The sequence below is a fragment of the Sphingobium sp. Leaf26 genome (genome assembly GCF_001421665.1).
Classification (GTDB): Bacteria; Pseudomonadota; Alphaproteobacteria; order Sphingomonadales; family Sphingomonadaceae; genus Sphingobium.
Window position 1 is genome coordinate 35,277 of record NZ_LMKV01000003.1, and the last position, 25,423, is coordinate 60,699.

General features: G+C 64.7%; 23 protein-coding genes. 7 read left to right on the forward strand and 16 right to left on the reverse strand.

Annotation, left to right across the window (positions count from 1 at the left end; translation table 11 throughout):
* Positions 1–681 precede the first annotated feature (681 nt).
* Positions 682–1,674 carry a hypothetical protein gene (locus ASE85_RS05615; RefSeq protein ID WP_156358217.1) on the reverse strand — a complete coding sequence of 331 codons (993 nt, stop codon included), beginning with the start codon at positions 1,672–1,674 and terminating at the stop codon, positions 682–684.
* Positions 1,675–2,018: 344 nt separating this feature from the next.
* Here ASE85_RS05615 and ASE85_RS05625 point away from each other — a divergent pair, with 344 nt between their 5' ends.
* The 3 genes from ASE85_RS05625 to ASE85_RS05635 all read left to right on the forward strand — a co-directional run bounded on the left by ASE85_RS05625 (position 2,019) and on the right by ASE85_RS05635 (position 3,167).
* Complete coding sequence (locus ASE85_RS05625; RefSeq protein WP_056684940.1) at positions 2,019–2,276, forward strand: hypothetical protein; 258 nt, start codon at positions 2,019–2,021, stop codon at positions 2,274–2,276.
* 113 nt (positions 2,277–2,389) lie between these two features.
* Positions 2,390–2,902 (forward strand): PAS-domain containing protein, encoded by a 513-nt coding sequence (locus tag ASE85_RS22255; protein WP_235523269.1) that lies wholly within the window; start codon positions 2,390–2,392, stop codon positions 2,900–2,902.
* A complete protein-coding gene (locus tag ASE85_RS05635) occupies positions 2,892–3,167 on the forward strand; it encodes a hypothetical protein (RefSeq protein ID WP_056684946.1) in 276 nt (91 codons plus the stop codon). The genes ASE85_RS22255 and ASE85_RS05635 overlap by 11 nt, the downstream gene beginning before the upstream one ends.
* A 134-nt stretch (positions 3,168–3,301) precedes the next feature.
* Here the strand turns inward: ASE85_RS05635 and ASE85_RS24345 are convergent, their stop codons facing one another.
* Both ASE85_RS24345 and ASE85_RS23715 read right to left on the reverse strand, forming a co-directional pair.
* On the reverse strand, positions 3,302–3,625 hold the full coding sequence (locus ASE85_RS24345) for a LuxR C-terminal-related transcriptional regulator (RefSeq protein ID WP_082462676.1): 324 nt from the start codon (positions 3,623–3,625) through the stop codon (positions 3,302–3,304).
* A gap of 69 nt (positions 3,626–3,694) precedes the next feature.
* A complete protein-coding gene (locus ASE85_RS23715) occupies positions 3,695–4,069 on the reverse strand; it encodes an AMP-binding protein (RefSeq protein ID WP_443018479.1) in 375 nt (124 codons plus the stop codon).
* Between ASE85_RS23715 and ASE85_RS24350 the strand changes: the two genes are divergently transcribed.
* From ASE85_RS24350 to ASE85_RS05655, 3 genes are all read left to right on the forward strand, one after another.
* Positions 3,950–4,543, forward strand: a complete 594-nt coding sequence (locus ASE85_RS24350) for a DcaP family trimeric outer membrane transporter (RefSeq protein ID WP_056684952.1) — start codon at positions 3,950–3,952, stop codon at positions 4,541–4,543. The genes ASE85_RS23715 and ASE85_RS24350 overlap by 120 nt on opposite strands.
* A gap of 56 nt (positions 4,544–4,599) precedes the next feature.
* Positions 4,600–6,270, forward strand: a complete 1,671-nt coding sequence (locus ASE85_RS05650) for an MFS transporter (protein WP_056684955.1) — start codon at positions 4,600–4,602, stop codon at positions 6,268–6,270.
* A gap of 289 nt (positions 6,271–6,559) precedes the next feature.
* Positions 6,560–6,820 carry a hypothetical protein gene (locus ASE85_RS05655; protein WP_056684959.1) on the forward strand — a complete coding sequence of 87 codons (261 nt, stop codon included), beginning with the start codon at positions 6,560–6,562 and terminating at the stop codon, positions 6,818–6,820.
* A gap of 48 nt (positions 6,821–6,868) precedes the next feature.
* On the opposite strand, the gene ASE85_RS05660 is transcribed toward ASE85_RS05655, so the two are convergent.
* Together ASE85_RS05660 and ASE85_RS05665 are read right to left on the reverse strand one after the other, a co-directional pair.
* Positions 6,869–8,692, reverse strand: a complete 1,824-nt coding sequence (locus ASE85_RS05660) for a hypothetical protein (protein ID WP_056684963.1) — start codon at positions 8,690–8,692, stop codon at positions 6,869–6,871.
* The gene (locus ASE85_RS05665) at positions 8,692–10,020 is read right to left on the reverse strand and encodes an MFS transporter (RefSeq protein WP_327196608.1); all 1,329 of its coding nucleotides are present in this window, start codon (positions 10,018–10,020) and stop codon (positions 8,692–8,694) included. The genes ASE85_RS05660 and ASE85_RS05665 overlap by 1 nt, the downstream gene beginning before the upstream one ends.
* 284 nt (positions 10,021–10,304) lie before the next feature.
* Between ASE85_RS05665 and ASE85_RS05670 the strand changes: the two genes are divergently transcribed.
* On the forward strand, positions 10,305–13,094 hold the full coding sequence (locus tag ASE85_RS05670; protein ID WP_056684969.1) for a TonB-dependent receptor: 2,790 nt from the start codon (positions 10,305–10,307) through the stop codon (positions 13,092–13,094).
* Positions 13,095–13,207: 113 nt separating this feature from the next.
* Here the strand turns inward: ASE85_RS05670 and ASE85_RS05675 are convergent, their stop codons facing one another.
* The 11 genes from ASE85_RS05675 to ASE85_RS05725 all read right to left on the reverse strand — a co-directional run bounded on the left by ASE85_RS05675 (position 13,208) and on the right by ASE85_RS05725 (position 25,301).
* Positions 13,208–14,341: an NAD(P)/FAD-dependent oxidoreductase gene (locus ASE85_RS05675; RefSeq protein ID WP_056684972.1), complete on the reverse strand. Its 1,134-nt coding sequence runs from the start codon at positions 14,339–14,341 to the stop codon at positions 13,208–13,210.
* Entirely contained in the window at positions 14,338–15,708 is a 1,371-nt protein-coding gene (locus ASE85_RS05680; RefSeq protein WP_056684976.1) for an FAD/NAD(P)-dependent oxidoreductase, read from the reverse strand. The genes ASE85_RS05675 and ASE85_RS05680 overlap by 4 nt, the downstream gene beginning before the upstream one ends.
* A complete protein-coding gene (locus ASE85_RS05685) occupies positions 15,690–15,995 on the reverse strand; it encodes a (2Fe-2S)-binding protein (protein WP_056684979.1) in 306 nt (101 codons plus the stop codon). Before ASE85_RS05685 ends, ASE85_RS05680 begins: the two co-directional genes overlap by 19 nt.
* Positions 15,992–17,800 (reverse strand): ABC transporter ATP-binding protein, encoded by a 1,809-nt coding sequence (locus tag ASE85_RS05690; protein ID WP_056684982.1) that lies wholly within the window; start codon positions 17,798–17,800, stop codon positions 15,992–15,994. Before ASE85_RS05690 ends, ASE85_RS05685 begins: the two co-directional genes overlap by 4 nt.
* Positions 17,797–18,624 (reverse strand): ABC transporter permease, encoded by an 828-nt coding sequence (locus ASE85_RS05695; protein ID WP_056684985.1) that lies wholly within the window; start codon positions 18,622–18,624, stop codon positions 17,797–17,799. The genes ASE85_RS05690 and ASE85_RS05695 overlap by 4 nt, the downstream gene beginning before the upstream one ends.
* Complete coding sequence (locus tag ASE85_RS05700; protein ID WP_200928309.1) at positions 18,621–19,601, reverse strand: ABC transporter permease; 981 nt, start codon at positions 19,599–19,601, stop codon at positions 18,621–18,623. The genes ASE85_RS05695 and ASE85_RS05700 overlap by 4 nt, the downstream gene beginning before the upstream one ends.
* Positions 19,601–21,142, reverse strand: a complete 1,542-nt coding sequence (locus tag ASE85_RS05705) for an ABC transporter substrate-binding protein (RefSeq protein WP_235523271.1) — start codon at positions 21,140–21,142, stop codon at positions 19,601–19,603. Before ASE85_RS05705 ends, ASE85_RS05700 begins: the two co-directional genes overlap by 1 nt.
* Complete coding sequence (locus ASE85_RS05710) at positions 21,142–22,425, reverse strand: NAD(P)/FAD-dependent oxidoreductase (RefSeq protein ID WP_056684991.1); 1,284 nt, start codon at positions 22,423–22,425, stop codon at positions 21,142–21,144. Before ASE85_RS05710 ends, ASE85_RS05705 begins: the two co-directional genes overlap by 1 nt.
* A gap of 5 nt (positions 22,426–22,430) precedes the next feature.
* Positions 22,431–23,099 (reverse strand): haloacid dehalogenase type II, encoded by a 669-nt coding sequence (locus ASE85_RS05715; protein WP_056684994.1) that lies wholly within the window; start codon positions 23,097–23,099, stop codon positions 22,431–22,433.
* 238 nt (positions 23,100–23,337) lie between these two features.
* A complete protein-coding gene (locus ASE85_RS05720; protein ID WP_056684997.1) occupies positions 23,338–24,264 on the reverse strand; it encodes a 2-hydroxyacid dehydrogenase in 927 nt (308 codons plus the stop codon).
* Positions 24,261–25,301 (reverse strand): PepSY-associated TM helix domain-containing protein, encoded by a 1,041-nt coding sequence (locus tag ASE85_RS05725; RefSeq protein WP_056685000.1) that lies wholly within the window; start codon positions 25,299–25,301, stop codon positions 24,261–24,263. The genes ASE85_RS05720 and ASE85_RS05725 overlap by 4 nt, the downstream gene beginning before the upstream one ends.
* Positions 25,302–25,423 lie beyond the last annotated feature (122 nt).

Below are 25,423 nucleotides of genomic sequence, written 5' to 3' on the forward strand. Positions count from 1 at the left end.
TTCCGGCGTGTTTTTGGAATCATGGCATTCTTCACCGCCGCCGATCGACTGATCCAGCATTCGATAAGCTGACGTCGTGTGACATGACCTATAATCTGCCAGAAATCAGCCCTTTCCGCGCCTGATAGCGTATATGTTCCGATCATCGTCCGGGATCGGCCGGACCGACGCTGGTGGGCATGGGATGATTCTGAAAACACGATGCGCGGCGCGTTCGAGAAAAGCGCGCAATTATTCTGCACCGGCTGGGGACTCGAACAGCGCAGATTTGTAGCACTTGGTCGTTCCCTGACATCATGCGCGATGCGATACGCGACCAGATCCTGTCATCGAACGTGTTTTCGGACATGGCTAAGTTATCGCGCCGAAGACTGAACACAACGGGGCGCCCGTTCGCCTGTGGAGCCATTACGATGGGAACGGTCGCGCGTTCGCGGCCCCTTCCCTTCACTAGCATGCGCACAAAGACGGTGAGCGGCGGACGCTCTCGCCGAACCGTTGCCTTTGGCGGGCGTGTCTGCCGGGGTCACAACCGAAAACGCATCAGGAAGATAGAACAAAAGCGGAAATTGCCGACAGGCCGGTTTCTAGCCCCGTGGAGCGCTTAGGCGCCTTCTGCATGCAATGGCCAGTCAAGGCGTCCAAATGGCGCTCACCGCGCATCTGGCGAGGGCGATTTTCTCAGCCTTCGGTCCAAAAGTCACGGGCTGTGGGAACTGCAAGCGGGTCTGGCGCAACGGAAGGGGAGGGAAGATTGCTTACCGGAATGGCATAGCTGCGGTAGCTGGCCTGCCCGGAGCGCTCTACCAACAGGCCGGCCTCGGTCGCGATGGTCAGCAATTTGATCGCCCCAGCAGACGTGATGTCCAGACGGTCGGCGACCAGGCGACTGCCGATATGGGGATGGGCCATTGCCAGCATGATGACCTCCCGCAGTCGGCCAGGTCTACGACGGGCCGCGATCTGGGTGGCGGCGCGTTCGGCATAGCCGCGCAGTCGTTGCTCCTGATCGAGATGATGACGTGCGCCGAGCGTCATGGCTTGCAGCCATAATCGGTCGAATCGTGCCGGCGTAGCGACTTTCCATGCGGCTCCGCTGAGCTGGAAGCCGATGGCGACCAGTCCACCCGACGAAGCTGCGGAACGGCCGGGGCCATGGCGATCGCCGATCAGGAAGCCGGCGACTGCGTCCCCACGCCCGATTGGGGCGCGCGCCCACCAGGACTGCGCCATATGTGCGCCGTGAAGGAGGGGCGGGGAGGGGGGCAGGGCCGCCATGGCCTCTTGCCAGGCTTCCACCCGCAGCCGGACATCGGCCAGCGGCGATGACGGTGCAGCCCAAGGCGTGGCGGCCGTGCTTCCATCTTCCACGCCCAGCCAGTCGAGCAGGCCGATAGCATTCGTCCGCAATATGTCGAGCGTCACTGGCGCGCCCACCGCCCGGCGCCAATGGGTGAGGTCGAAATCCGCACCACCGATACGTCCGCGACCATCGACAGTAAAGGCGTCTGCGTCGATCGCGGTCGCATCGACCCAAGCCAGGGCCTGGCGCTCGGCGATGAAGCATCGTATCTTCCAGGGGCGACGAACCGGGCTGAGCCGTTGACGCTCCTCAACCCGTGCCAGCATGGCCTGGGCATCTGCATATTCGGCCAGCAACGTGTTATCGTTCATAACACGATCGATATCTGGAAAATCCTCGTCAAAGTCCATCCATTTCATGTCCTGAAAATATCGTTGTTAATCAAACAGATCATCGTAATTATTTAACGATATCGATATTTTAGATAGTCATCTTTTAGAGCGGTTCTCCTCTCTCGCCAATCCCTCCATCTTTCGGACCGATTGGCGCTGGCCGTAGAGACGATTGTGCCTCTGCTTCTGCCTATCGCCATTCTTGTGGCCCGCCTTTACGCCGCCCTGCTGTTCGGCGGCGCGACGCTGGCTCACCGCTATCGTGCGCGCCTGAGCGGATCGCGCTGGCGCATCCCTGCATATGGCCTGGCGCTGGCCGTCCATTGCGCCAACTGGACCCGTTCCGTTGCGGTGTGCAGCACCGCAATGGGGGGATCGCACTATCTGCCCATCTATCCGAAGCCGGCGCTGTTGATGGCGTTGGGCGGGGCTTCCTGCACCGCCTGCATGTCGAAGTGCATCGCGATGGTGCGACCTCCATATCCGACTTCATCGGGTCGCGCTTCGACAAGAGCCGGGTGATCTCGGCGCTGGCGACGGTCGTCCTGCTGTTCGGCACCATTCCCTATGTCGCGCTGTAATTGCGGTCGGTCGCTTTCAGTTTCGCGCCGGTATCCAGCCACCCCCAAACACGATGCCGCTGATCGGGGACCGGCCGCGCTGGCGCTGTTCGCCATCCTGTGCGGCGCGCAGAATGGGCGATCCGGTTCGCGTTGGCCGCGGAATCGGTGGTGAAACTGGTAGTGCTGCTGCCGGTTGCAGAGCTGGCTGGCGTTGCTGTGGACCATGGCCCCCGGCGCAACCGGGGCAGGGGCTGTCGATATTTCGCAGCAGCTTCGCGCCGGCGCGGCAGGACGGCGATCTAGTCCTCATCACCCTGTTGGCGATGCTGACGATCATTTGCCTGTCCCGCCATTTCATCGTCAGCGTCATGGAGGCGCGTGGGCCGGACGAGATCATGCTGGGGCTTCCCTATCTGCTGGTGGCGGTGCTGGCGGTGCCACCGATTGTCTCGGCGGGGCTGGAAAATATCGACGTCGGCGTCAGCGTGATCGACCGCGACCTGCGGTGCTATCTCGATCTGTTCCGCTATCCGCCCGGTCTTGTGCGGGTCGGCGTGCCGATCGCCGACCTGATCCGCTGCAATGCCGAGCGGGGCGATTGCGGCCCCGGCGAGGGGGACGGTGCAGGAGGCGATGGGCAATGACTGCATCGTGACGGGCAGCGAGGCGGACCCGTTGGCCGCCAAGGGGCGGTTCGACAGGGCGTTGGTCGATTTCGAACTGAGAGTGACACGCGATAGCATCGACCTGATCGACGCGCTGCGTATAGGATGGCCTGCCGCTGGCGCTGGTGACGGCGGGAAGCGGCGCGACGATGCTGGAACGAGCGGGACAGCGAGACGTCACGATATTGGTCAAGCCCTGAGCGGCGGCGTGCTGGACCGATGGATTGCCAATCTGACCCATTGATCGATCAAAAAATTACCAAATAGGTTGTAAACGACCTGCCGACACCCAGGGCCGATCGGCATTCAGGAGATGGCGAGCCGAACCGCAGGCCACCGCCAAGTAAAATGGTGTTTTTACGTGCCCCGGAGCGCAGCCTACTCAAAGTAGGTGAGCACCGGAAGCACGGAAAAGCGCCATTTGCAAGCCGTCAGAACTGAATGTCGATCGGCCCTAATTCCAGCGCGTGGGCCGCCAGCGCAGCGTGCGTTCTGGACGCCCAGCTTAGCAGGCGCGGTCGTCATGTGCGACTCGATCGTGGATTCCACCACGCCAAGCTCATAGGCGATCTGCTTGTCGAGCTGGCCGTTCCGGCACGCCCGGCACCACCGATAATTGTGTTGGCGTAAGCGAAGCGACCTTGTGCGCCATATCATCGACATCGCTGGTGGAGATGAGCGCCTGGACGGGGCTATGGCCATCCAGCGCAGCCGCTATGGCGTCTTCGATCACGGCCAGATCCTGATCTTTGCCGATGTCGCGGCCTTGTGTCATCGGCACATCTGCGCCGGTGCGCTGGACCGGGATGACCTTTTCGACCGAGCTGTGATGGGCGAGCGTGGCGTCGACATTGGCCTTAAGCGCGACCTTTTTGCCGCCGCGCAGCCCTTCGTCGGCGGTGATGAAGAGGCAGGAATCGCAATCGCGACTTTGGCTTCCGGGATCATCGGCAGATAGAGCATCACCCGCTCGCCGCGCCGCATGGCCTGGCTTCTGAGCACATTGGCGAAGCGGCAGACTTCCTCATGCAACCGGGCATAGGTGATGATGCGGCTTTCGGAAGGATCGTCGCCCGCCCAGATGATCGCGGGCTGTTCGCCACGCTCGGCCAGATGGCCGTCGATGCAGTCGGCGCTGACGTTCAGCGCCCCGTCGGCGAACCAGATGATCCCGAACTCAGCCTTGTCAAAGCTGCTTTAATCGACCTTCGTAGACGGCGTGATCCAGCCCGATCGCTGGGCCTGCTCGCCACCTATGGGCTGGGCATCGATCGCTATCCGGGGCTGGGGGCGGTGGCCGATGTCGTGGATGATCCGACGCACACGCAGCGGTTGGGGCTGCTCGGCAACCTGTCGGGCTATACGGCGGTGAAGCTGGGCTGGGCCGACAGCCTGCGCTTCACCTTTTCGGCCGGGTATCACCGGGCTAATTATGCGTCCGATTCCATCGTGCCGGGACTGGCGGACAAGGCGGCCTGTAGCCTGGCCGGCAATCTGTTCTGGTCGCCGGTAGACCATCTCGACCTCGGCGTCGAATATCGCCATGCTCAGCGCGAAGTCGTCAGCGGCCTCAAGGGCCAGATGGATCGGCTTGAGATGGCGGCCAAATATATATTCTGACTTTTGTTCACGCGATTCCACCCGACTGGAAATCGCACTTGAAAGGAGAGGGGCTTATGGCGACGACCTATGACGACGGCCAGCCGAAACACCATGCGGCGACGCAGAACGAGAAACTCGTCATCGCCGCGTCCTCATTGGGGACGGTGTTCGAATGGTATGATTTCTATCTCTACGGCCTGCTGGCCACCTATATCAGCGCCCAGTTCTTTTCGGGCGTGAACGAGACGACGGGGTTCATCTTCGCGCTGGCGGCGTTCGCGGCGGGTTTTGCGGTGCGGCCCTTCGGTGCGCTGGTGTTCGGGCGGATCGGCGATCTGGTCGGGCGCAAGAATACCTTCCTCGTCACCATGGGGATCATGGGCCTGTCGACCTTCGCCGTCGGCCTGCTGCCCAGCTATGCCAGCATCGGCGTGGCGGCGCCGATCATCCTGCTGCTCATGCGGCTGGCGCAGGGCCTGGCGCTTGGCGGCGAATATGGGGGCGCGGCCACCTATGTCGCCGAACATGCGCCGGAGGGGAAGCGCGGCCTCTATACGAGCTGGATCCAGACCACGGCGACTTTCGGCCTGTTCGCCGCGCTGCTGGTGGTGATCGGCTTCCGCTTCGCGCTGGGTGAGGAAGCCTTCGCCGCCTGGGGCTGGCGCTTGCCCTTCCTGATTTCGATCGTCCTGCTGGGCGTGTCGATGTGGATTCGCCTCCAACTCAACGAAAGCCCGGTCTTCCAGAAGATGAAGGATGAGGGCAAGACATCGAAGGCGCCGCTGACCGAGGCATTCGGCCAGTGGGGCAATCTGCGCTGGGTCATCATCGCGCTGCTGGGCGCGGTCGCGGGGCAGGCGGTGGTGTGGTATGCCGGGCAATTCTACGCGCTGTTCTTTCTGGAAAAGACGCTGAAGGTGGATGGCGCGACCGCCAATATCCTGATCGCCGTCGCGCTGGCACTGGCTACGCCCTTCTTCGTCTTCTTCGGCTGGCTGTCGGACAAGATCGGGCGCAAGCCGATCATTCTGGGCGGCTGCGCGCTGGCGGCGATCACCTATTTCCCGCTGTTCGGCGCCCTGACCCATGCGGCCAATCCGGCGCTGGCGGCGGCGCAGGCGTCCGCACCCATTATCGTCATCGCCAACAGCAAGGAATGTTCGTTCCAGTTCGACCCCGTCGGCAAGAACAGGTTCGATACGTCGAGTTGCGACATCGCCAAAACCTATCTGGCCAAGGCGAGCGCCAGCTATGACAATGTCGAAGCGCCGGCAGGCAGCGCGGCGATCGTGAAGATCGGTGCGGCCAGCTTTACCGCGCCCGATGCCGCCACGCTGGCGGGCGATGGCAAGGCGGTGGCGATTAGCGCATTTCAGGATGAACTGAAGGCTGGCCTTGCCAAGGCGGGCTATCCGGCCAAAGCGGACACGGCGCAGATCGACAAGGTCGCGGTCGTGGCGATCCTGTGGGCGCTCGCGATGCTGGTGACGATGGTCTACGGCCCGATCGCGGCGATGCTGGTGGAGCTGTTCCCCAGCCGCATCCGCTATACCTCGATGTCGCTGCCCTATCATATCGGCAATGGCTGGTTCGGTGGCTTTCTGCCGACCACGGCCTTCGCGATGGTCGCGGCGACCGGGGATATCTATTACGGCCTCTGGTATCCGGTGGTGGTGGCCGCACTGACCGTGGTGGTCGGCCTGCTGTTCCTGCCGGAGACGTTCCGTCGGAACATCAACGACTGACATCTGGCTTGGCAGATGTCGATACCGGCGACTGAGACAGCGAGTTGGACAGGTAGAATGATTGAGGGCGGTGTCGGTCGACGCCGCCCTTTTTTAGAACGTCTGTGAAATTATAACTACAAAACGGGAATATTCACCAATCTATGGTATAATATTTTCAGCAATTGTCGGAAAAGCATCGCGAAAGCGCGATTTTCCGGGCTTTTCGGGAATTGGCACGGCCCCTGCAATGTCACCGGCATGATCCACAACGGATCGTCCACAGAGATTTCAGGGAAGGAAGACCATCATGAAGATCATCGCTTTCACCGCCGCCATCGTCGTCGCCACTGTCGCCGTCTCGGCCGCCGCTACGCCCGCCTTCGCCCAGCCGCAGGGCCGTTTCGGCGACGCCAAGGTGACCTACCATGCCAAGACCGACCGCTACTGCTTCCGCGAAACCCGCAGCGGTTCGCGCGCGCCGCTGGTCCAGTGCCGGACCAAGGCCGACTGGGCGCAGAACGGCCTGACCATCAGCCGCGTCTCGCAGGTCCAGTTGGCCCAGCGCTGATCCATCCGCCCCGTTGCCCCGGTCGTGGAACCGGGGCAGGGCAGGGGCCTATCGGTCCCAGGGGAAGGCCAGGGTCGGCCGGTTGGCATAGCGGGTCATCGTCAGGATCATCCGCGCGCCGCAGCCCGGTTCCAGCCGCAGCGTGACATCGCGCCCGCCTGCCGCCATGGTACGGCCATCCACCATCACGCTGTCGATGCGATGTTCGGCATAGGCGCCACCCTGCACCGTCACGGTGCGCGCCTGATCGCCCAGATTGACCAGCGTCACCTCCGTCTCCCGATCCGCCAGCCGGTGGACCAGCGCCCCGACATCGGCAGGCACGCCAGCGCGCTTCGCTACCGGATCGAAATAGCGCAGCCGGCAATGGAGCGGCACGCCGCCCTGCGGCGGGGACGTTTTCGACCAGGGCGGCCGGGCGATATGCAGCCCGCCGGTCATTAACTGGATCAGGCTCTTGACGCTGGCCGGGTTGATGCCGATCGGCCAGTCCGCCAGTCGCGTCTGCGGCGTGGTGTCGTCGCTCTCTCGTGCCGCCACCCGCTGTGCCACGCGGGAGAGGTCGGCGGTCAGCGCCTGGACCGGATAGTCGCCATTGCGCCCCTCCAGAAAGGCGATCCACGGATCGTCGCCTGCCAGGGCGCGATCGTCCATGCGCTGCGACATATACCAGATTTCAAAGCCGTTGGTTCGGTAGGGACCGGGTTTCCAGCCATACCAGCCTTGAGCGCCATACATGGTGGGGGCGGACAGTGTGCCGTCGATGCTGCGCGCGGCGTCGTTGATCCGGGCCGTCTGCCGCCGCCACAGGTCGATATAGGCCATGTCCCCGCTCATCAGCAGCGCGCCCATGAAGGCGGTGATCGACCGGGGGACGCGGTTGCGATCTTCGCGCTTGCCTGTCTGCGGTACTATGGGGGAAAAGCCCCAGCCATAGACGCCCCGCCACCAATCGTCGCCGACCGTCCCGTCGGGGCGAACATGGCTGGGCAGCAGGCCGCCATTTTTCGCGGCCCGCTCCGCCCAGGCCGCCAGATAGTCGAGCGCCCATGTGCGGAACCGTTCCCCGCTGCCCAGCGCATAGGCGTTGAGGCCAAGCGTGGTGGCCTGCAAATTCAGGGGATTGTCGCCGACCACATCGCCATATTCGGCATAATGGTCGAGCGTCTGTTGATAGCTCGTCTCGCCATGTTCCATGTGGAAGGGGGTGGGGTCGAACGGATCGCCAGCCCAGTCGAGCGGCGTCGCCGGCCGCAGCATCGGACCACGGCTGCCATTCAGCAGGCTGCGGATCATGCGCCGTTGCGGATCATAATTGGGCGCGGTCGGATCGCGGCCGGTGTAGAAATCGGCATAACGGCGTGTGCGCGCCAGCAGCGCGCGATCACGCGGGCTGGACAGGCCCATGAGGTTGAAGCTGGTCAGCCCCTCCGCATTATGCTGCCAGTCCATCTGCACCGGAAAGTCGCGATGATACATGCCGGCACGCGCGATCGGCACGTCGGTCGTGCGGGCGGCGGTGAACTGGCGCAGATGCCCTTCCCAGAAGCGGCCGGCCAGCGTCCTGATCCGGTCGTTGCCGCCCAGCGCATGGAGCAGATACCAGTCGTTGGTCGCTTCGGCGGCGTCATCCGGCCCGTCATTGGCGCCCCAGCGCTCGAACACTTTGAGATGATCGCGCCGGTCGACATAAGCGGCATAGAAAGCCTCGCAGGCCACCGCGTTGGCGTCCAGCAACTGACGCTGCATCCTGGCCCAGTCGGGCGCGGGCATCGGCTTGTCCAGCGACAGGCTGGCCTTTGCGGCCTTTGCCCGTGTAGGGAGGGCGAGGGCGGCCGCAGCGCCCAGAAAATGGCGTCGATCCACCCGCATCAGGCCAGCTCCAGCCGGCGGATCGGCCCCACGATCACCGTGAAGGCAAAGATGGTGAGCAGGCAATGGGCGCCCACGAAGACCAGCGCCAGATCGAAGGAGCCGGTCGCCGCGACGATATAGCCCACGACAATGGGGGTCACGATGCCGGCCATATTGCCGAACATGTTGAACACGCCGCCCGACAGGCCGGCCAGTTGCTTGGGCGCGACATCGGCCATCACCGCCCAGCCGAGCGAGGCGATCCCCTTGCCGAAGAAGGCGACCGCCATCAGCGTCACAACCAACCACTCCGCATCGACCCAGACGCAGGCGATGATGAAGGTCGCCAGCAGCATGCCGACGACCAGCGGCGCCTTTCTGGCCAGATCGACAGACCCTGTACGCCGCAGGATCAGGTCCGACGCGAAGCCGCCGACGAGGCCGCCGACAAAGCCGCACAGGGCCGGCGCGGCGGCGGCGAAGCCCGCCTCCATGATGTTCAGGCCGCGTTCCTTGACCAGATAGATGGGGAACCAGGTGACGAAGAAATAGGTCAGCACATTGATGCAATATTGGCCGAGATAGATGCCCAGCATCATCCGGTTGGCCAGCAATTGCCGCACATTATTCCATGTGAAGGTCGGCGCGCGGGCGGTGGCGGGGCCGGCATCCTCCATATGGATGAGGCCGCCGCCTGCTTCGATATGCGCCAGTTCAGCTTCGTTGATGGTGGGGTGGCGGGCCGGGCTGTGGATGAAGCGCAGGAACAGGGCGGCCGCCACCAGCCCCAGCGCGCCCATGACCCAGAAAACCGAGCGCCAGCCGAAATCATGCACCAGCCAGCCCATCAGCGGGGCGAAGGCGACCAGCGAGAAATATTGCGCGCTGTTGAAGATGGCCGACGCCGTGCCGCGTTCCGCGCCGGGGAACCAGGCGGCGACCAGCCGGGCATTGCCGGGGAAGGAGGGGGCTTCGGCCGCGCCGACCAGAAAGCGCAGCGCGAACAGGCTGGCCACCACCGGCAGGCCGGCGATCAGGCCCACCGTCCCCTGTACGGCGGTGAAGAGCGACCAGATGGCGATCGCGCCGGCATAGATTTTCTTCGTCCCGAACCGGTCGAGCAACGCGCCGCCCGGTATCTGCGCCAGCACATAGGCCCAGGCGAAGGCGGAGAGGATGAAGCCGGTCTGCACCGGCGACAGGCCCAGCTCGCCGCTCGCCGCATTGCCCGCGATGGAGAAGGTCGCGCGATCTGCATAATTGATCGAGGTGATCAGGAAGATCAGCGCGATGATCCTGTATCGCACATGGGTCGGGCGTACGGACGGTGGGACGGCCTGCGACAAGTCTGCTCTCCTGATGGTGCCGCCCATCTGTCGGGGCGGTCGGAGGGTGGGGAGCAGCAGGCTAGCCGGACGGAGGGCGATCGTCCAAGTCCAAAAGCGGCATGATCCAGCCATATCTTGGCTGGATTGCGCGTATGCAACCGGTGTCCATCGTCGATCGGTGCAAGCTGTGCATTGATCCATGCCGGATTGAGGTTGGCATTTTCCGCGGTCCCGACGGTATCCAGACAGAACCGATCCGGCGCCACAGCCCGGACAACAGGATGAGGGGAGTGAGAAAGGCCATGAACGGCACCACCAACCGCTGCAAGGCGATTTTGAGCCTGACGACTGCGATCGCGACGATCGCGCTGGCACCCCATGGACTGGCGCAGGCCGATCCGGCCGCGCCGCAGGCTGACGCGCCAGTCGCCGACATCGTTGTCACCGGCTTTCGCGCCAGCCTGAACAACGCACTGGCGATCAAGCGCAACGAAACCGCCACGGTCGACGCGATCAAGGCGGAGGATATCGCCGAATTTCCCGACCTGAACCTCGCGGAATCCTTGCAGCGCATCCCCGGCGTCGCGATCAGCCGCGTCAATGGCGAGGGGCGCAATATCTCCGTCCGTGGCCTTGGCCCCGAATATACCCGCGTCCGCATCAACGGCATGGAAGCGATCGGCACCAGCGGCGGCACCGACAATTCAGGTGGCGTGAACCGGGGGCGCGGCTTCGACTTCAACATCTTCTCGTCCGACCTCTTCAGCAACCTGTCGGTGCGCAAGACCGCGACCGCAGACGTGGAGGAAGGGTCGCTGGGTGGCACGGTCGATCTCCAGACCTCGCGCCCGCTCGACTATCGCAAGCCTACGGCGGTCCTCTCCGCCGCTGCCAGCTATAACGACCTGCGCCAGAAGACGACGCCGCGCCTGTCCGGGCTGGTCGCGACCCAGACCGACGATGGCCGCTTCGGCGTGCTGCTGTCGGTCGCCTATGAAGAACGGCGGATCAAGGAAGAAGGCGCCAACATCACCCGCTGGAGCTATGGCGGCTTCAATGGCGGGTTCAACGGCGCATCGACACTGCCGGGCTATACGATCGGCGAGATCAACGACACCAATAGCGAGACGGCGCTGTACCACCCGCGCATTCCGGGGCTGGTCAGCTATGATATCTCGCAGAAGCGCCTTGGCGCGGCGGGATCGGTCCAGTTCAAGCCGACCGATCGCACGCTGATTTCCATCGACGGCCTCTATTCGCGGCTGGACGGCACGCGCAAGGAAGCGCAGTTGCAGGCGATCAGCTTCAGCCGGTCGGGCAGCGGCAAGCCGCAGACGATCATCCGCGACGGCGTGGTGGACGGCAACAACAATATCGTCAGCGGCACGTTCGACAATGTCGATCTGCGCTCCCAGTCGCGCTACGATGTGCTCAAGACGGAATTCTACCAATTCACCGGATCGGTCGATCACCAGTTTACCGACCGGCTGAAATTCTTTGCCATGGGCGGATATGCCAGTTCGGAATTTTCCAATCCGATCCAGACCACGGTGACGATCGACGCGATCAACACCGGCAATTTCCAATATGATTTCTCGACCCGCTTCCCCAATATCCAGCCGGGCGTGGACGTCGCCGATCCGGCGACCTGGAGCTTCATCAACGGCACGTCGGAAGTGCGCATCCGGCCCCAGAGCGTCAGCAACGCCTTCACCACGGCCAAGGGCCATGTGGAATGGGAAGCGGTCGACGGCATCACCTTCAAGGCGGGGCTGGACTGGCGCAAGTTCGAATATGGATCGACCGAGCGCCGCCGCCTGTCGGGCGAAACCGTGGTCGCGCCGCTGACGCCAGCGCAACTGGCCGGCATGACCACGCTCTTTTCGGGCTTCGGCAAGGGGCTGAACGTGCCCGCCGGGACGCCTACCGCCTGGATCGTGCCGGACCTCGACGCCTTCATCAGCCAGGGCGGCATCAATGTCGACCCACGCTATGCCACCGGCGGGATCGAAAATGCCACCGCGCGCGGCTCCTATATCAACGTGAAGGAGGAGGATGTCGGCGTCTGGGGCATGACCCAGTTCAACTTGCAGGATATTGCGGGCGTGCCGATCCGTGGCGACATCGGCCTGCGCTATGTGAAGACCGACCAGTTCTCCACCGGCTATGCCAGCCAGGGGACGGCGATCAACCTCGTCGCCGCCGATCGCAGTTACAAGCGCTGGCTGCCCTCGCTCAACCTGGTCGGCAACATCACCGATAATCTGCAGGTCCGCTTCGCCGCCGCCAAGACGCTGGCGCGCGCCGGTATCGCGTCGCTGACGCCGGGCGGCAACCTGAACGTGTCGGGTGGCAATCGTAGCTATAGTTCGGGCAATCCCGACCTGAAGCCGACATCGTCGAAGAATCTGGACGTATCAGTCGAATGGTATCCGATGCCGGGCGCGATCTACGCCATTTCCGGCTTCCGCAAGGATATCGGCAGCTTCGCCCAGACGCTCAGCGTCGGTGTGCCCTATAGCAGCCTTGGCCTGCCGGATGCGCTGCTGGACGGCACGACGGCGTCGCCCAGCGACATCTTCATCGTCAGCCAGCCGGTCAATTCGGACGGCGGCATCCTCAAGGGCTTTGAAGTCAATGTGCAGCAGCCCTTCAGCTTCCTGCCCGGCGTGTTCGCCAATTTCGGGGTGATGGCCAACTATACCTATGTGACGTCGAACATCGAATATCTGACCTCCGCCAGCGGGGCGACATCGGTGACGGCGCCGCTGGTCGGCCTGTCCAAGCAGGCGGCCAACGCCACCCTCTATTATGAGGACAAGAAGTTCCAGATCCGCGGGTCGGTGGCCTATCGCTCCAAATATCTGACTGCGGTGCCGGGGACGGAAGGCAATGCCTATAACGGCACCAACAGCACGTTCAATGTCGACGCGCAGGCCAGCTATAATCTGACCGAAAAGATGAAGATCAGCATCGAGGCGATCAACCTGACCGACACGAAGAACGACCAGTTCGTGGACGAGACGAACCGCCTCAACGTGCTGACCCACAGCGGTCGCCAGTTCAATTTCGGCGTACGTTACAGCTTCTAACCCTCCCTTTCCCGAAGCACGCCGACCTGACGCCGGTTGCCTGATCAGGCAGCCGGCGTCATTTTTTGTGGGGGAGAGGAAAGATACCCGAACGGTAGAGGAATGGTTGGTGGTTACTGCGCGAAGCGGGCGATGTCGTATGGCGCCATCGGAATGTCGGTCGCGCCCCTGGCGATGATCTCCGCCATCGTTTCGCCCACGCCCGGCCCGATCTGGAAGCCGGAGCCGGAAAAGCCGAAGGCATAATAAAGCCCGCTGGTCGTCGCGCTTGGCCCCATCACCGGCTGGCTGTCGGGCAGATAGCCCTCGATCCCGGACCAGACGCGGATGATGTTGAGCTTGCCCAGTTGCGGGGCCAGCCGGCGGATCTGCTTCAACTGGCTCAGCGTATTTTGCGGCTCGACATAGGCGCGATACTGGTCGGGGAAGGAGGGGCCGCGCGTGCTGCCGCCCAGCACGATATTGCCGCGCGCCACCTGCCGGAAATAGACCGTCTCCTCCTCCACCGGGGTCATCACCCCGACCGCAGGCAGGATCGCATAGGGCACTGGTTCGGTGACGCTCATATTCGGGCCGCGCGGTACGATCGGCACCGGCTCGTCGAATTGCGACGACAGGGCATTGCCCCAGGCGCCGGCCGTCACCAGCAGGATCGGCGCGCGGAAGGTCCGCCCGTCGGCCGCCGTGACGATGAAATCCTCGCCCACTTTCTGTGCGTCGATGATCTTCGTATTTTCATGCACGATCGCGCCCAGCCTCTGCGCCGCGCGGGCGAAGGCCGGGGCGGCAAGGCGCGGATTGGCATGGCCGTCGGTCGGCGAATAGGAACCGGCCAGCACATCGGGACCGAAGAAGGGGAATTTGTCGCGCAGCGCATTGCCGCTCAGCAATTCGAGGTCGAGGCCCTCCAGCCGCGCCTTGCCGGCATAATCCTCCATCGCGCCGACCAGTTCAGGCCGCTCGCGATAGCAGACGCGGATATGGCCGGACTGGAGATATTCCACATCCGCGCCCAGCAGTTCCCGCGACTTGCGCCAGATGGCGATGGCGCGGTTGGCAAGCGGCAACTGGTGGATGCCGCGTCCCTGCCGCCGGACATTGCCGAAATTGGTGCCGCTGGCCTGCCGCCCGATCAGGTCGGTTTCCAGCAAGGTGACGGACAGGCCATGTCCACGCAGAAAGAGTGCGGCGGACGATCCCATCAGCCCACCGCCCACGATGATGACGTCGCTCGCCCCGCTCATCATTCGTCTCCAATCGAGATGGTCAGCGGCTTGACCGGGGCCTGTCCGCGCAGGCGGCCGACCTGTTCGACTGGCATGTCGGCTTCGGCAGCGATCAGTTCGGCGGCGGCAAGACCACAATAGCGCCCCTGGCACCGGCCCATGCCGACACGGCTGAACGCCTTGGCCCGGTTCGCTTCCTTCGCGCCGGTTTCCCGCATCACCGCGCGCAGGTTTCCCGCCGTCACGCCTTCGCAGCGGCACAGGATCGCGTCGTCGGGCAGGGCGGCCGCCTGCTGCGCAGGCCATGGGAAGGCCTGCGCAAGCCCGCGCGCGAACTTCGCATAATTGGCGACATCGCCGCGCAGGCTGGCCGTCTCGCCCTTGTCGACCGGCAGGCCAAGGTCCGCCAGCGCGGCCAGCGCCGCCAGTCGCCCGCTCGCCTCTGCCGACCGTGCGCCCAATATCTTCGCACCGTCGCCGGCCAGATAGACGCCCGCCACGCTCGCCCGTCCGTCACCATCGCGCTCCGGCAACCATTGCCGGGTGAGGGGATCGAAGGCGAAGGCGCAGCGGGCGAGATCGGCCAACTGTGTTTCGGGCCGCAGATGATGGCCCATCGCCACCGCGTCGCAGGCGATCGTATCTTCCCGCCCGGAGGCGGTGCGGAACCGCACGCCGCCGACGCCGCTTTCCACGTCGCCGATGATCTCAACCGGGGTCACGCCATGCTGCACGGTGACGCCCGCGCGCTTGAGCGTCTGGGTCAGCGCCACGCCGTTCCACAACACGGACGGCATCGCCAGCAGGTCCGGCAGCGCCTTCAGCCGTGCGGAGAAAGGCGCGGTGTCCAGCACCGCCGCGACATCCGCACCGGCCTCCACATATTGGCTGGCGACCAGATAGAGCAGCGGTCCCGACCCCATGAACACGACCTTGTGCCCGATCGACACGGCCTGGCTCTTCAACGCTACTTGCGATCCGCCCAGGCTGTAGGTGCCGGCGTAGTTCCAGCCCTTGACCGGCATCAGCCGATCGGTCGCCCCGGTGCACAGCAGCAGCGCGTCGAACGGGATCGCCTCCTGCGCCGTGCCGCTCGCGGTCCACACCTGCCCGGCGGCGATGTTCCAGACGAGAGTTTCGGGTCGATAGTCGATCGCGCCCTTCAGCGCGTCGAACGTTTCGTGCAGCGCCTGCGCCCGCCCGGCTTCCGTGCCGTACAGCTTTGCATAGGGACGGGTGAAATTGTCCGGCTGGCGGCGATAGATCTGTCCGCCGTCGCGCCGCCCTTCGTCGATGACGATGGGGCGGATGCCGGCCGCGACGCAGGCCTGCGCCGCGCGCGTGCCCGATGGCCCTGCGCCGACGATAATTATACGTGGCTCGGCCATGATGCCTCCGGCTGGCTGGTCAGGATGCGCTGGCCCGGTGCCACCAGCGTGGAACAGGCGCGCAGCCGATCGCCGCTTTCCGTCCACACCCAGCAATCCTGGCACGCGCCCATCAGGCAGAATCCGGCGCGCTTTTCCGGTCCGAACTCGCTCTGGCGCAGGCGGTCGCCCGCGCTCAGCAGCGCGACCATCAGCGTGTCGCCTTCCAGCGCCTGTATGGGCGCACCATCGACATGCAGGGCGACGGACGGGCGATCGGTTTCGCCCAGGCGAACGAACCGGCTCATGACGCGATCAATCTTTCATCTCCATGATGACATAATATGCGGCTGCCCTTTTTCAGCGGATGCCGAGGCGGCGGGGTGACGTTGCACAGGCCGTCCACCCGCGCGGCGCAGCGCGGCAGGAACCGGCACAGATCGGCATGATCGCCGGTCGCGCCGATCGACGGGGGCGGGGCACCGGCATGGCTTTCCTCCAGCCACCCCGCGCGCATTTCCGGCACCGATCCGATCAGCAGGTCGGTATAGGGATGGAAGGGGGCCGTCTGGAATGCGGAGCGCGGCCCGGTTTCGACCATGGTGCCGGCATAGAGCACCAATATGTCGTCGCAAATGGCGCGTACCGTGGAAATATCATGGCTGATGAACATGGTCGCGATGCCCAGGTCGCGGCGCAGATCGGCCATCAGGTCCAGGATCGCCGCGCCCACTACCGTATCGAGCGCAGACGTCACCTCGTCGCACAATATCAGCTGCGGGTCGGCCGCCAGCGCGCGGGCCAGGTTGATGCGCTGCTTCTGCCCGCCCGAAAGCCCGCCGATCGGCCGGTCCGCCAGCGCGGCGGGCAGGCGGATAAGGTCGAGCAGTTCCGCCACCCGCATCCGCACCGCATTGCCCTTCAGCCCATGATAGAAGGCCAGCGGGCGCTGCAATATCTGCCCCACGCTATGGGCGGGATTGAGCGCGGTGTCGGCGTTCTGGAACACGAGCTGGATGCGGCGGAACTGCTCGCGGCTGCGCCCCTGCAATCCGGGAGGAAGCGGTTCGCCGTCCAGCAGCACCTGTCCGCTGGCCGGCGGCAGCAGCCCGGCGATCACGCGGGCGATGGTGGACTTGCCCGAGCCGGACTCGCCGATCACGCCCAAAGTCGCGCCGCGCTCGATCGTCAGGTTGATGTCGCGCAGCACCGGTATGCGCGGCCGGCCATCCTTGCCGATCTTGCCATAGCCCGCCGTCATCCCCCGGATTTCCAGCAGCGGCGCGGCGGGCAGTTCGGCCTTGGTCGGTGTGGGGCGGATCGCCGGGCGCGCGGCGGCCATCAGCGTCTTCGTATAATCGTCGGCCGGACGATGCAGGATTTGCGCGGCCGCGCCCGCTTCGCGCATCCGTCCCTGATGGAGGACGACGATCTGGTCCGCCATCTGCGCCACCACGGCCAGATCATGCGAGACATAGATGGCGGTCGCCCCGCGTTCCAGCACCACCGCCTTGAACGCGCGCAGCACTTCGATCTGGGTGGTGACGTCCAGCGCGGTGGTCGGTTCGTCCAGGATGACCAGTTCGGGATCGGTGATGAGCGCCATCGCCGCCATCAGCCGCTGCAACTGCCCGCCCGATAGCTGGTGCGGGTAGCGTGATCCGATCGTATCGGGAAAGGGCAGGGCCAGCGCGCGGAACAGGTCGACCGCCTTCGCTTCGGCCTGCGCACGGGGCATCAGGCCATGGATCATCGCCGGTTCGATCACCTGATCCATGATCGTGCGCGACGGGTTGAAGGCGGACGCCGCGCTTTGTGCGATATAGGCGATGCGGTTGCCGCGCAGGTGCGCCAATGCCGTCCGGTCCAGCGCCGTGATCTCCGCATCGCCGACGCGAATCGAACCGCCCGCGATCGTCGCGCCGGGCCGGGCATGACCGAGCAGCGTCAGCGCGATCGTCGTCTTGCCCGATCCGCTTTCGCCGATCAGGGCCAGCACCTCGCCGCGTTTCAGCGCGAAGTCGATGCCGCTGACGATCGGGAAGGTTTCGCCCTTCGCGTTTCGCGCGGTGACCAGCAGGCCGTTCACCTCGACATGGGGTCTATCGGTCATCGGCCTTTCCCCCGTCCCGGAAGCGCGTCGATCAGCAGGTTGACGCCCACGGTCAGCGTGGCGATGGCGACGGCCGGCGCCAATATCGCCAGCGCGCCTTCGCCCAGCCCCGAAATATTCTCGCGCACCAGCGATCCCAGGTCCGCGTCGGGCGGCTGTACGCCAAGGCCTAGGAAGGACAAGCCCGACAACAGCAGCACGATGAACACGAAGCGCAGGCCGAAATCGGCGAGCAACGGGTGGATCATGTTGGGCAGGACTTCGGCGATGGCGATATGGAAGCGGCCCTCGCCGCGGGCGCGGGCGACCTGCACATAATCCATCTGGGCCAGATTCACTGCAAGCGCGCGGGCGATGCGATAATTGCCGGGGACGTACGTGATGGCCGCGATCAGCAGCAACAGCGGCAGCGAGGAGCCGAAGGCGGCGACCAGCACCAGCGAGAAAATCTTGGACGGGATGGAAATCAGCATGTCCATGAAGCGCGACAAGGGTTCATCGACCTTCGCGCCACCCACGGCGGCGGTCAGCGCCAGCGCGGTGCCGGTCGCGCTCGCCAGCATCGCGGCGGCGGCGGCCAGCCCCACCGTATAGCGCGCGCCCGATAGCAGGCGGCTCAGCACATCGCGGCCCAGATAATCGCTGCCCAGCCAGTGCGCGGCGGACTGCCCGTCGAACACATCATAGGCGACGAAGGCGCCGACCGGATAGGGCGCCAGCATCGGCCCGAACAGCGCCACAGCCAGCCAGAAGAGGACCAGCGCCAGCCCGACCTGGCCCGACAGGGGCAATGTTCTGGCGCGGGAGAGAGAAGAAGCGATCATTGCGCGCGCAGCCTGGGGTTGGCGAGGATCGCGGTCACATCCGCAATCAGCATCAGGAGGAGATAGGCCGCGCAGAAGATCATCGCGCAGGCCTGAAGCAACGGCATGTCGCGGCTGGTGACGGCGTTGACCATCAGGCTGGCGAGGCCGGGATAGTTGAAGATCGTTTCCACGATCACTGCGCCGCCCAGCAGGTAGGAGAGGCTGAGCGCCATGGCGTTGACGATCGGCGCGATGGCGTTGGGCATGATGTGTTTGAGCACGACCTGCACCGGCGCGACGCCCTTCAACACCGCCATTTCGACATAGGGGCGGTCCATCTGGTCGATCACCGCCGCGCGGGTCATGCGCGCCATCTGGGCGATGACGATGACGCTGAGCGTCAGGATCGGCATGGCGACGCCGCGCAGATAATCGCCCCATGTCATTTCCTCCGACGCCAGCGCGATGGAGGGCAGCCAGCGCAGCTTCACCGAGAAGATCAGCACGGCGATGGTCGCGACCAGAAATTCGGGCACCGCCACCATCGAGAGGGTCACGACATTGAGCGCGCGATCCAGTCGTCCGCCCCGGTTCATCGCGGACCCGATGCCGATCGCCAGCGCCACCGGCACCGCCACCAGAGCCGTGAGCGCAGCCAGCAACAGGCTGTTGGGCAGGCGTTCGGCAATCACTTCCGACACGGGCATATTGGCGACCAGCGACTGGCCTGGATCGCCGCTCACCATGCCGGTCAGCCAACTGGCGTAGCGGACATAGGCGGGGCGATCGAGGCCCATGTCATGGCGCAATGCCGCGATCTGCTGCGGCGTGGCGCTCTGGCCCAGCGCTTCCTGCGCTGCGTCGCCGGGCAGGAGTTGCGCGATGACGAAGATCGTCACCGACACCAGCAACAGGGTGAGCAGCGAGGATGCGAAGCGCTTGCCCGTCAGGACCAGCGCAGCCTTCATGCCGCTTTGGGAGGAGCCACCCGCCATCAGCCTTCCCACCAGACATGTTCGGAAAATTGATAGCCCATCAGGCCGCCCGTGGACATCGGATAGAGGCCCTTCAACCGCCGGTCATACCCATCGATCAGGCTGATGAAGACCGGGATGCCGACGCCGCAATGGTCGCGGACCAGTCCCTGCATCTCGCCGTAAAGCTGCTTGCGCCGCGCCTGATCGGCCTCGCCCCGCGCCTCCAGCAACAGTCTGTCGAAACGCGGATTTTTCCACCCGCTCTCGTTCCAGGCAGCATCGGATTTGTAGAAGAGGCTGAACAGCAGGTCTGCGGTCGGGCGCGGGTTGGTGTTGCCGAAACCCAGCGGGTGCTTCATCCAGTGGGTCGACCAGTAACCGTCTGCCGGCACCCGGTTGACCGCCAGCTTCAGCCCCACGCGCGATCCATATTCCTGCAATATCGACGCCATGTCGACCGATCCGTCGGCGGCGGGCGAGGCATAGACGGGCAGGCGCACACCGGTCAGGCCCGCGCGCTGCAAATGCCATTTCGCCTTGTCGAGATCGAGCGACCGCTGCGGCAGGTCGGCGCGATAATAGGGGTGGAAGGGCGGGATCGGATGATCGTTGGCGATCGTGGCATAGCCGCGATAGAGCGCGCGCTTGATGAGCGGCCGGTCGATCAGATATTTCATCGCGGCGACGAAATGCGGATTGCCGGTCGGCAACTGGCGCTGCTGCATGATGAGGTTGGTGTAGAGGCCCGACTGGGTTTCCAGCAGGGCATGGCCGCGCGAGGCCATGATGCGCCTGGTGGACCGCGGATTGACCGCGATCACCAGATGGACGTCGCCCGACAGCAGCGCATTGACGCGACTGACCTCGTCGGGGATCCCGATCAGCTCGATCTCGTCCAGATAGGGTTTGCCCGCTTTCCAGAAATTGGGGTTCCGCCGCGCCAGCGTCCGCACGCCGGGGCTGAACTGCGCGCACTTGTAGGGACCGGTGCCGTTGGCGGTCCGAAAATCCTTCGTGCCCGCGCGCAGGATCAGGAAATGGGACTGGGCCAATATGGCGGGCAGGTCGGCATTGGGACCGATCAGGGTGATGACGACATCGCGGCTGCCCACTGCCTTCACCTGTGCGAATTGCTCCGCGATCGGCGCCATCTTCGATCCCGTCGCCGGGTCTTTATGGCGCAGCAGCGACCAGACGACGTCCTGTGCCGTCAGCGTTGCACCATCATGGAACGTCACGCCCTTGCGCAGGCGGACATGCCAGACCTTCTGGTCGCTGCTCTCGATCCGTTCCGCCAGCGCCGGGCGGGGGACCAGATGGCGGTCCATTTCAGTGAGGCCGCTGTAGAACATATAATGGCGCACATAGTCGGTCGACAGCGCGCCCTTGGCGGGATCGAGCGTGTCGGCGGTCGAGCTGGACAGGCTGGCGACGCGGATGCGGCCGCCCTTGCGCGGCCTGCTCGCCGCCAGCGCACCGTCGGGCAGGATCAGCCCGGCGCCAAGGCCAAGCCCCGCACCAATGAGATCACGCCGGGAAAAGGGCGGCATATCGTCCATCAATGGATCACATCCTGCCATTTGTACCACAGGCCCACCAGCGGCAGGAACCAGGGCTTGCCGAAATGGCCGGGCACGCTGGGCCAGTCGAGGCTATCCCAGGGGTTGGCGGCCGGTTCGCCGCTCATCACCCGCGCCATCTGTTGGCCCATATAGGTGGCCATCTGCACGCCATGGCCGCTATAGCCCATCGAATAATAAAGCCCGTCCTGTTCGCCCGCGCGCGGCAGGCGGTCGGCGGTCAGGTCCACCATCCCGCCCCACACATAGTCGATGCCCACGCCTTTCAAGGCCGGGAAAATCTCGCCCATGGTCTGCACCAGGATATGGCCGCTCTTCATGTCCGAACGCGGGTCGCTGATGGCGAAGCGGGCGCGGCCGCCGAAGATCAGCCGGTTGTCGGGGGCCAGCCGGAAATAATTGCCGATATTCTTGCTGGTCACATAATTGCGCCGTCCCGGCAGCAGACGATCGACCAAGGCGTCGTCCAGCGGCTCGGTCGCGATGATGAAGCTGCCGACCGACACGATCCGGCGGCGGAAGAAGCCGAACGGGCCGGTCGAGGGCGCGCCGCCGGTCGCGACCAGCAACTGCTTTGCCGTCACCGTCCCGCGTGAGGAGGTCACGCGCCATCCCTGCGGCACCCGCTGGAAATCGGTGACGTCGGCATTTTCATAGACCTGCGCACCGGCCCGTACTGCGGCTTCGGCCAAGCCCACGCCGAACCGGCCGGGATGGACCTGCGCGCTGGTCGTCTGGACGAGGGCGCCGTGGAAGGCGTCCGATCCCACTTCCTCCCTTATGCGCTCCGGCGGCACGAGGCGGACATTCTCGTCCACCTCCGCCGCCAGCAAATCATGCGCGCGCACCAGCTTGTCATAATGGGCAGGCTTGGCCGCCAGCTTCATCCGGCCGCAGCGGTTGAAGCTGCAATCAATGCCCTCTTCGCGCGCCAGCCGCTCCACCATATCGACGGCGTCGCAATGCGCGCGATAATAGGCCTTGGCGATATCCTTGCCGAACCGGGCGGAAAGGGCGCCATAATCATGGGCCGTGCCGTTATTGCACTGGCCTCCGTTGCGACCCGAAGCCTCGCCTACGACGCGCCCCTTCTCCAGCAGCACGACGCGCGCGCCGCGCCTGGCCAGCGCCAGCGCCGCCGACAGGCCGGTAAAGCCGCCGCCGATGATGGCGACGTCAACCGTTCCGTCGACACCACCCTTGGCCCCGCCGGTGAAGGGCGGGGCACTGGCCAGCCAGTAGGAGAGGGGGGATGCGTCCATGCCGCTTACAGGCCGACGACCGCAGGCAGGCAACCGATATGGGGGATTTCGACATCGCGATAGAAGGGGTTGGACGGCTCATGCCCGCGACCCACGAACACGCGGCAACCGAAATGCAGGTCGGTCGCCGTATTCTGGTCATACCGGAAACTGGACGAAACGTGCATCATCTCTTCGGGCTTCGCGCCAAGCTGGTCGAACATATATTCGAATGCCTGCATGCGCGGCTTGTAAGCCTGTGCCATCTGCGCGGTGTAGACCGCGTGGAACGGCGCGCCCAGCATGCCGACATTATGATGGATCTGGTCGTTCATCGCGTTGGACAGGATGACGAGCGGGATCTTGTCGCCGATCTTGGACAGGCCGGCTGCGACATCGTCATGCGGCCCCCAGGTCGGCACGGCGGCATAGACCGCGTCGGCATCCGCTTCCTTATAGGCAACGCCCCATTTCTGGCAGGTGCGGCGCAGCGAGTTGCGGATGATTTCCTGATAGGGTTCCCAGTCGCCCATCACCTGGTCGAAACGATAGGCGCCCCAGTCCTTGCAGAAGGCGGGCAGATTTTCCGCCGCGATCCGGTCGGCCATGAAGGCGGTCGCCATTTCGGTCATGCGGAAACGGGTCAGCGTGCCATAGCAGTCGAAGCTGATATATTTGGGCCGGAAATTGGGCATCGGCGGAGCGTCCTTTGCGGGTTCTACGATGGGCTTGATAGCCGTTTGACTGGCAGCATTACGACATGGCGGAGCCGGAACATGCACCCGATTGGTTCGGGTCGAGGGGCAGATTCCGGCCTTTTATGGCATGGCATTCGGCATCATTTGCCGTGCCGCTTTCGTGCGTTCGATATGCGCGGGATCATAGCGGAAAAGCCCGATCCGGCACGGATGTGCGGCATGGAATGTCGCACGCTCAATAGCCCCGGTCGCGCGCGACTTCGCCATCCATCGGCTGGCCCGCGGAAAAGCGCCGGATATTGGCGATGAGCGCGCGTGCTGCGCCATCCGGGCGGGTCATGCTGGCGATATGCGGCGTGATCATGATGCGCGGATGCGCCCAGAACGGATGGTCGGCTGGCAACGGTTCGGGGTCGGTCACGTCCAGCACGGCGCCTGAAAGATGCGCTTCGTCGAGCAGGGACAGCAGATCATGCTCCTCCAGATGCGGTCCCCGTCCCACATTGATGAGGGCTGCGCCTTGTGGCAGTTTCGACAGGCTGTCCCGGCACAAGATGCCGCGCGTCTCTTCGGTCAGCGGCAGCAGGCAGATCAGGATGTCGCACCGGCCCAAAAAGGCTGGCAGCGCGTCCGCGCCCGCATGACAGTCCACACCCTCGATCGCGCCGCCCGACCGGCTCCATCCCGACAGCGGGAAGCCGAAGGGTTTGAGCGCCTGCAACACCGCCTGTCCCAGATTGCCGAGGCCCATCACGCCGATCCGCCGCTCGCCAGCAGGCTTCAGCTTGATCGGTGCCCAGCGCGCCTCTTTCTGCGCCTCGCGATAGTCGATCAGGTTCCGGTGCAGCGCCAGCACGGCCATGGTCGCATATTCGACCATGCCAGCCGTAATGCCCGGCTCGATCATGCGCACGACCCGGATATGGGGTGGCAGGACCATCATGTCGAACTGGTCGATACCCGCGCCGATCGAGAACAGGATTTCCAGATTGGGCAGGCTGGCGATCAGTTCGGCGGACGGCGCCCAGGCGGCGAGATAGCGGATCGCGGCCGGATCATAGGGCTGGGCTGGATCGACAAAGGCGATATCCGGCGCCTCCGCCGCGAAAATACCGCGCCAGATGCGGCCGCGTTCGGGATCGGATGTGTAGAGCAGGGTCATGCAGTTATCTTTCGAGCGGGGCGGCGACGCCGGGCGGCAGCTTGCCACCACATGACGGGGCCGGATAGCGCGAGCGTTGCGAGGGCAAGCGCGACGATCAGCAGCAGCGCCGGACCAGCCGGGCCGATCGCCTCGCCGCTATGGACGGGCAGGACGATCATCCACAGCGCGCCATTCTGCTCGGCGCGGACGGCGCTGATGATATGGGGCAGGCGGAGGGTGACGATGGCGCGATGCACGGCGCGGCTGTTGCGCTCGGGAGCGTGGAAGTTGACGATCAGGCGGTCGCCGTCGATCCGAACGTCGCGCAGGCTTTTGTTAGGAAAAGCGCTCTGCGCCAGTGTCAGGCTACGGTCGATCGCGGTGGCGGGCGCGGCAATCGGCGCTGCCGTCGCGTCGTTGCCGACACTTTCGGGCAGCACCAGCATCAGGCCGGTAACGGCGAGCAGCGCCAGCAAAGCGGCCGCCACGACTCCGATCGTCCGATGCACCTGTCGCAACACAAGTCGCGGGGACAGCGTCCAGCGGATAGCCAGCGCCTTGCCCGGATTGCGCTTGGGCCACCAGAAAGCGAGGCCGCTCACCGCCATCGTCAGCAGGGCGAGCGCATTCAGCGCGACGATGGTCATGCCGGCTTTGCCCGCGATCAGACGATAATGGATCTGTAACGCGGCCTCGACGGGGAAATGCACCAGACGACCCGCGCGCAGCACGCGTCCGCCGGTCGGATCGACCGACGCATAGCGCGTCCGTCCGCTATCGTCGCTCAACTGCGCGAACCAGGTCGCGTCTTGGGCATCCGGTGCGAAAAGGCGCGTTACGTGATAGCCGGGCATGGCATGGCCAGCCTGTTCGACTGCGCGACCGGCAGAATAAGCGCGGCCGGTCGCCCGGCTTGTCATGCCGACGGGATCGATCATTCGCGCAACCGGTCCGCGATAGAGCAGCAAAGCGCCGGTCAGCGCCTGAACCAGCAGGAACGCCGCCATGGCAAGGCCAAGGACGCGGTGAATGCGGAGCCATGTCGCGCGGGTCATGCAGCGCCTCTTGCGGTCGAAAAGACAATACCACCGGCATCTCCATCGCTCGCAGGCCCAAGGCTTGGATGCCCAGAGCGTGGAGGAAAGAGATGCCGGCGGCCGGGGTCGGGACGGGCGCG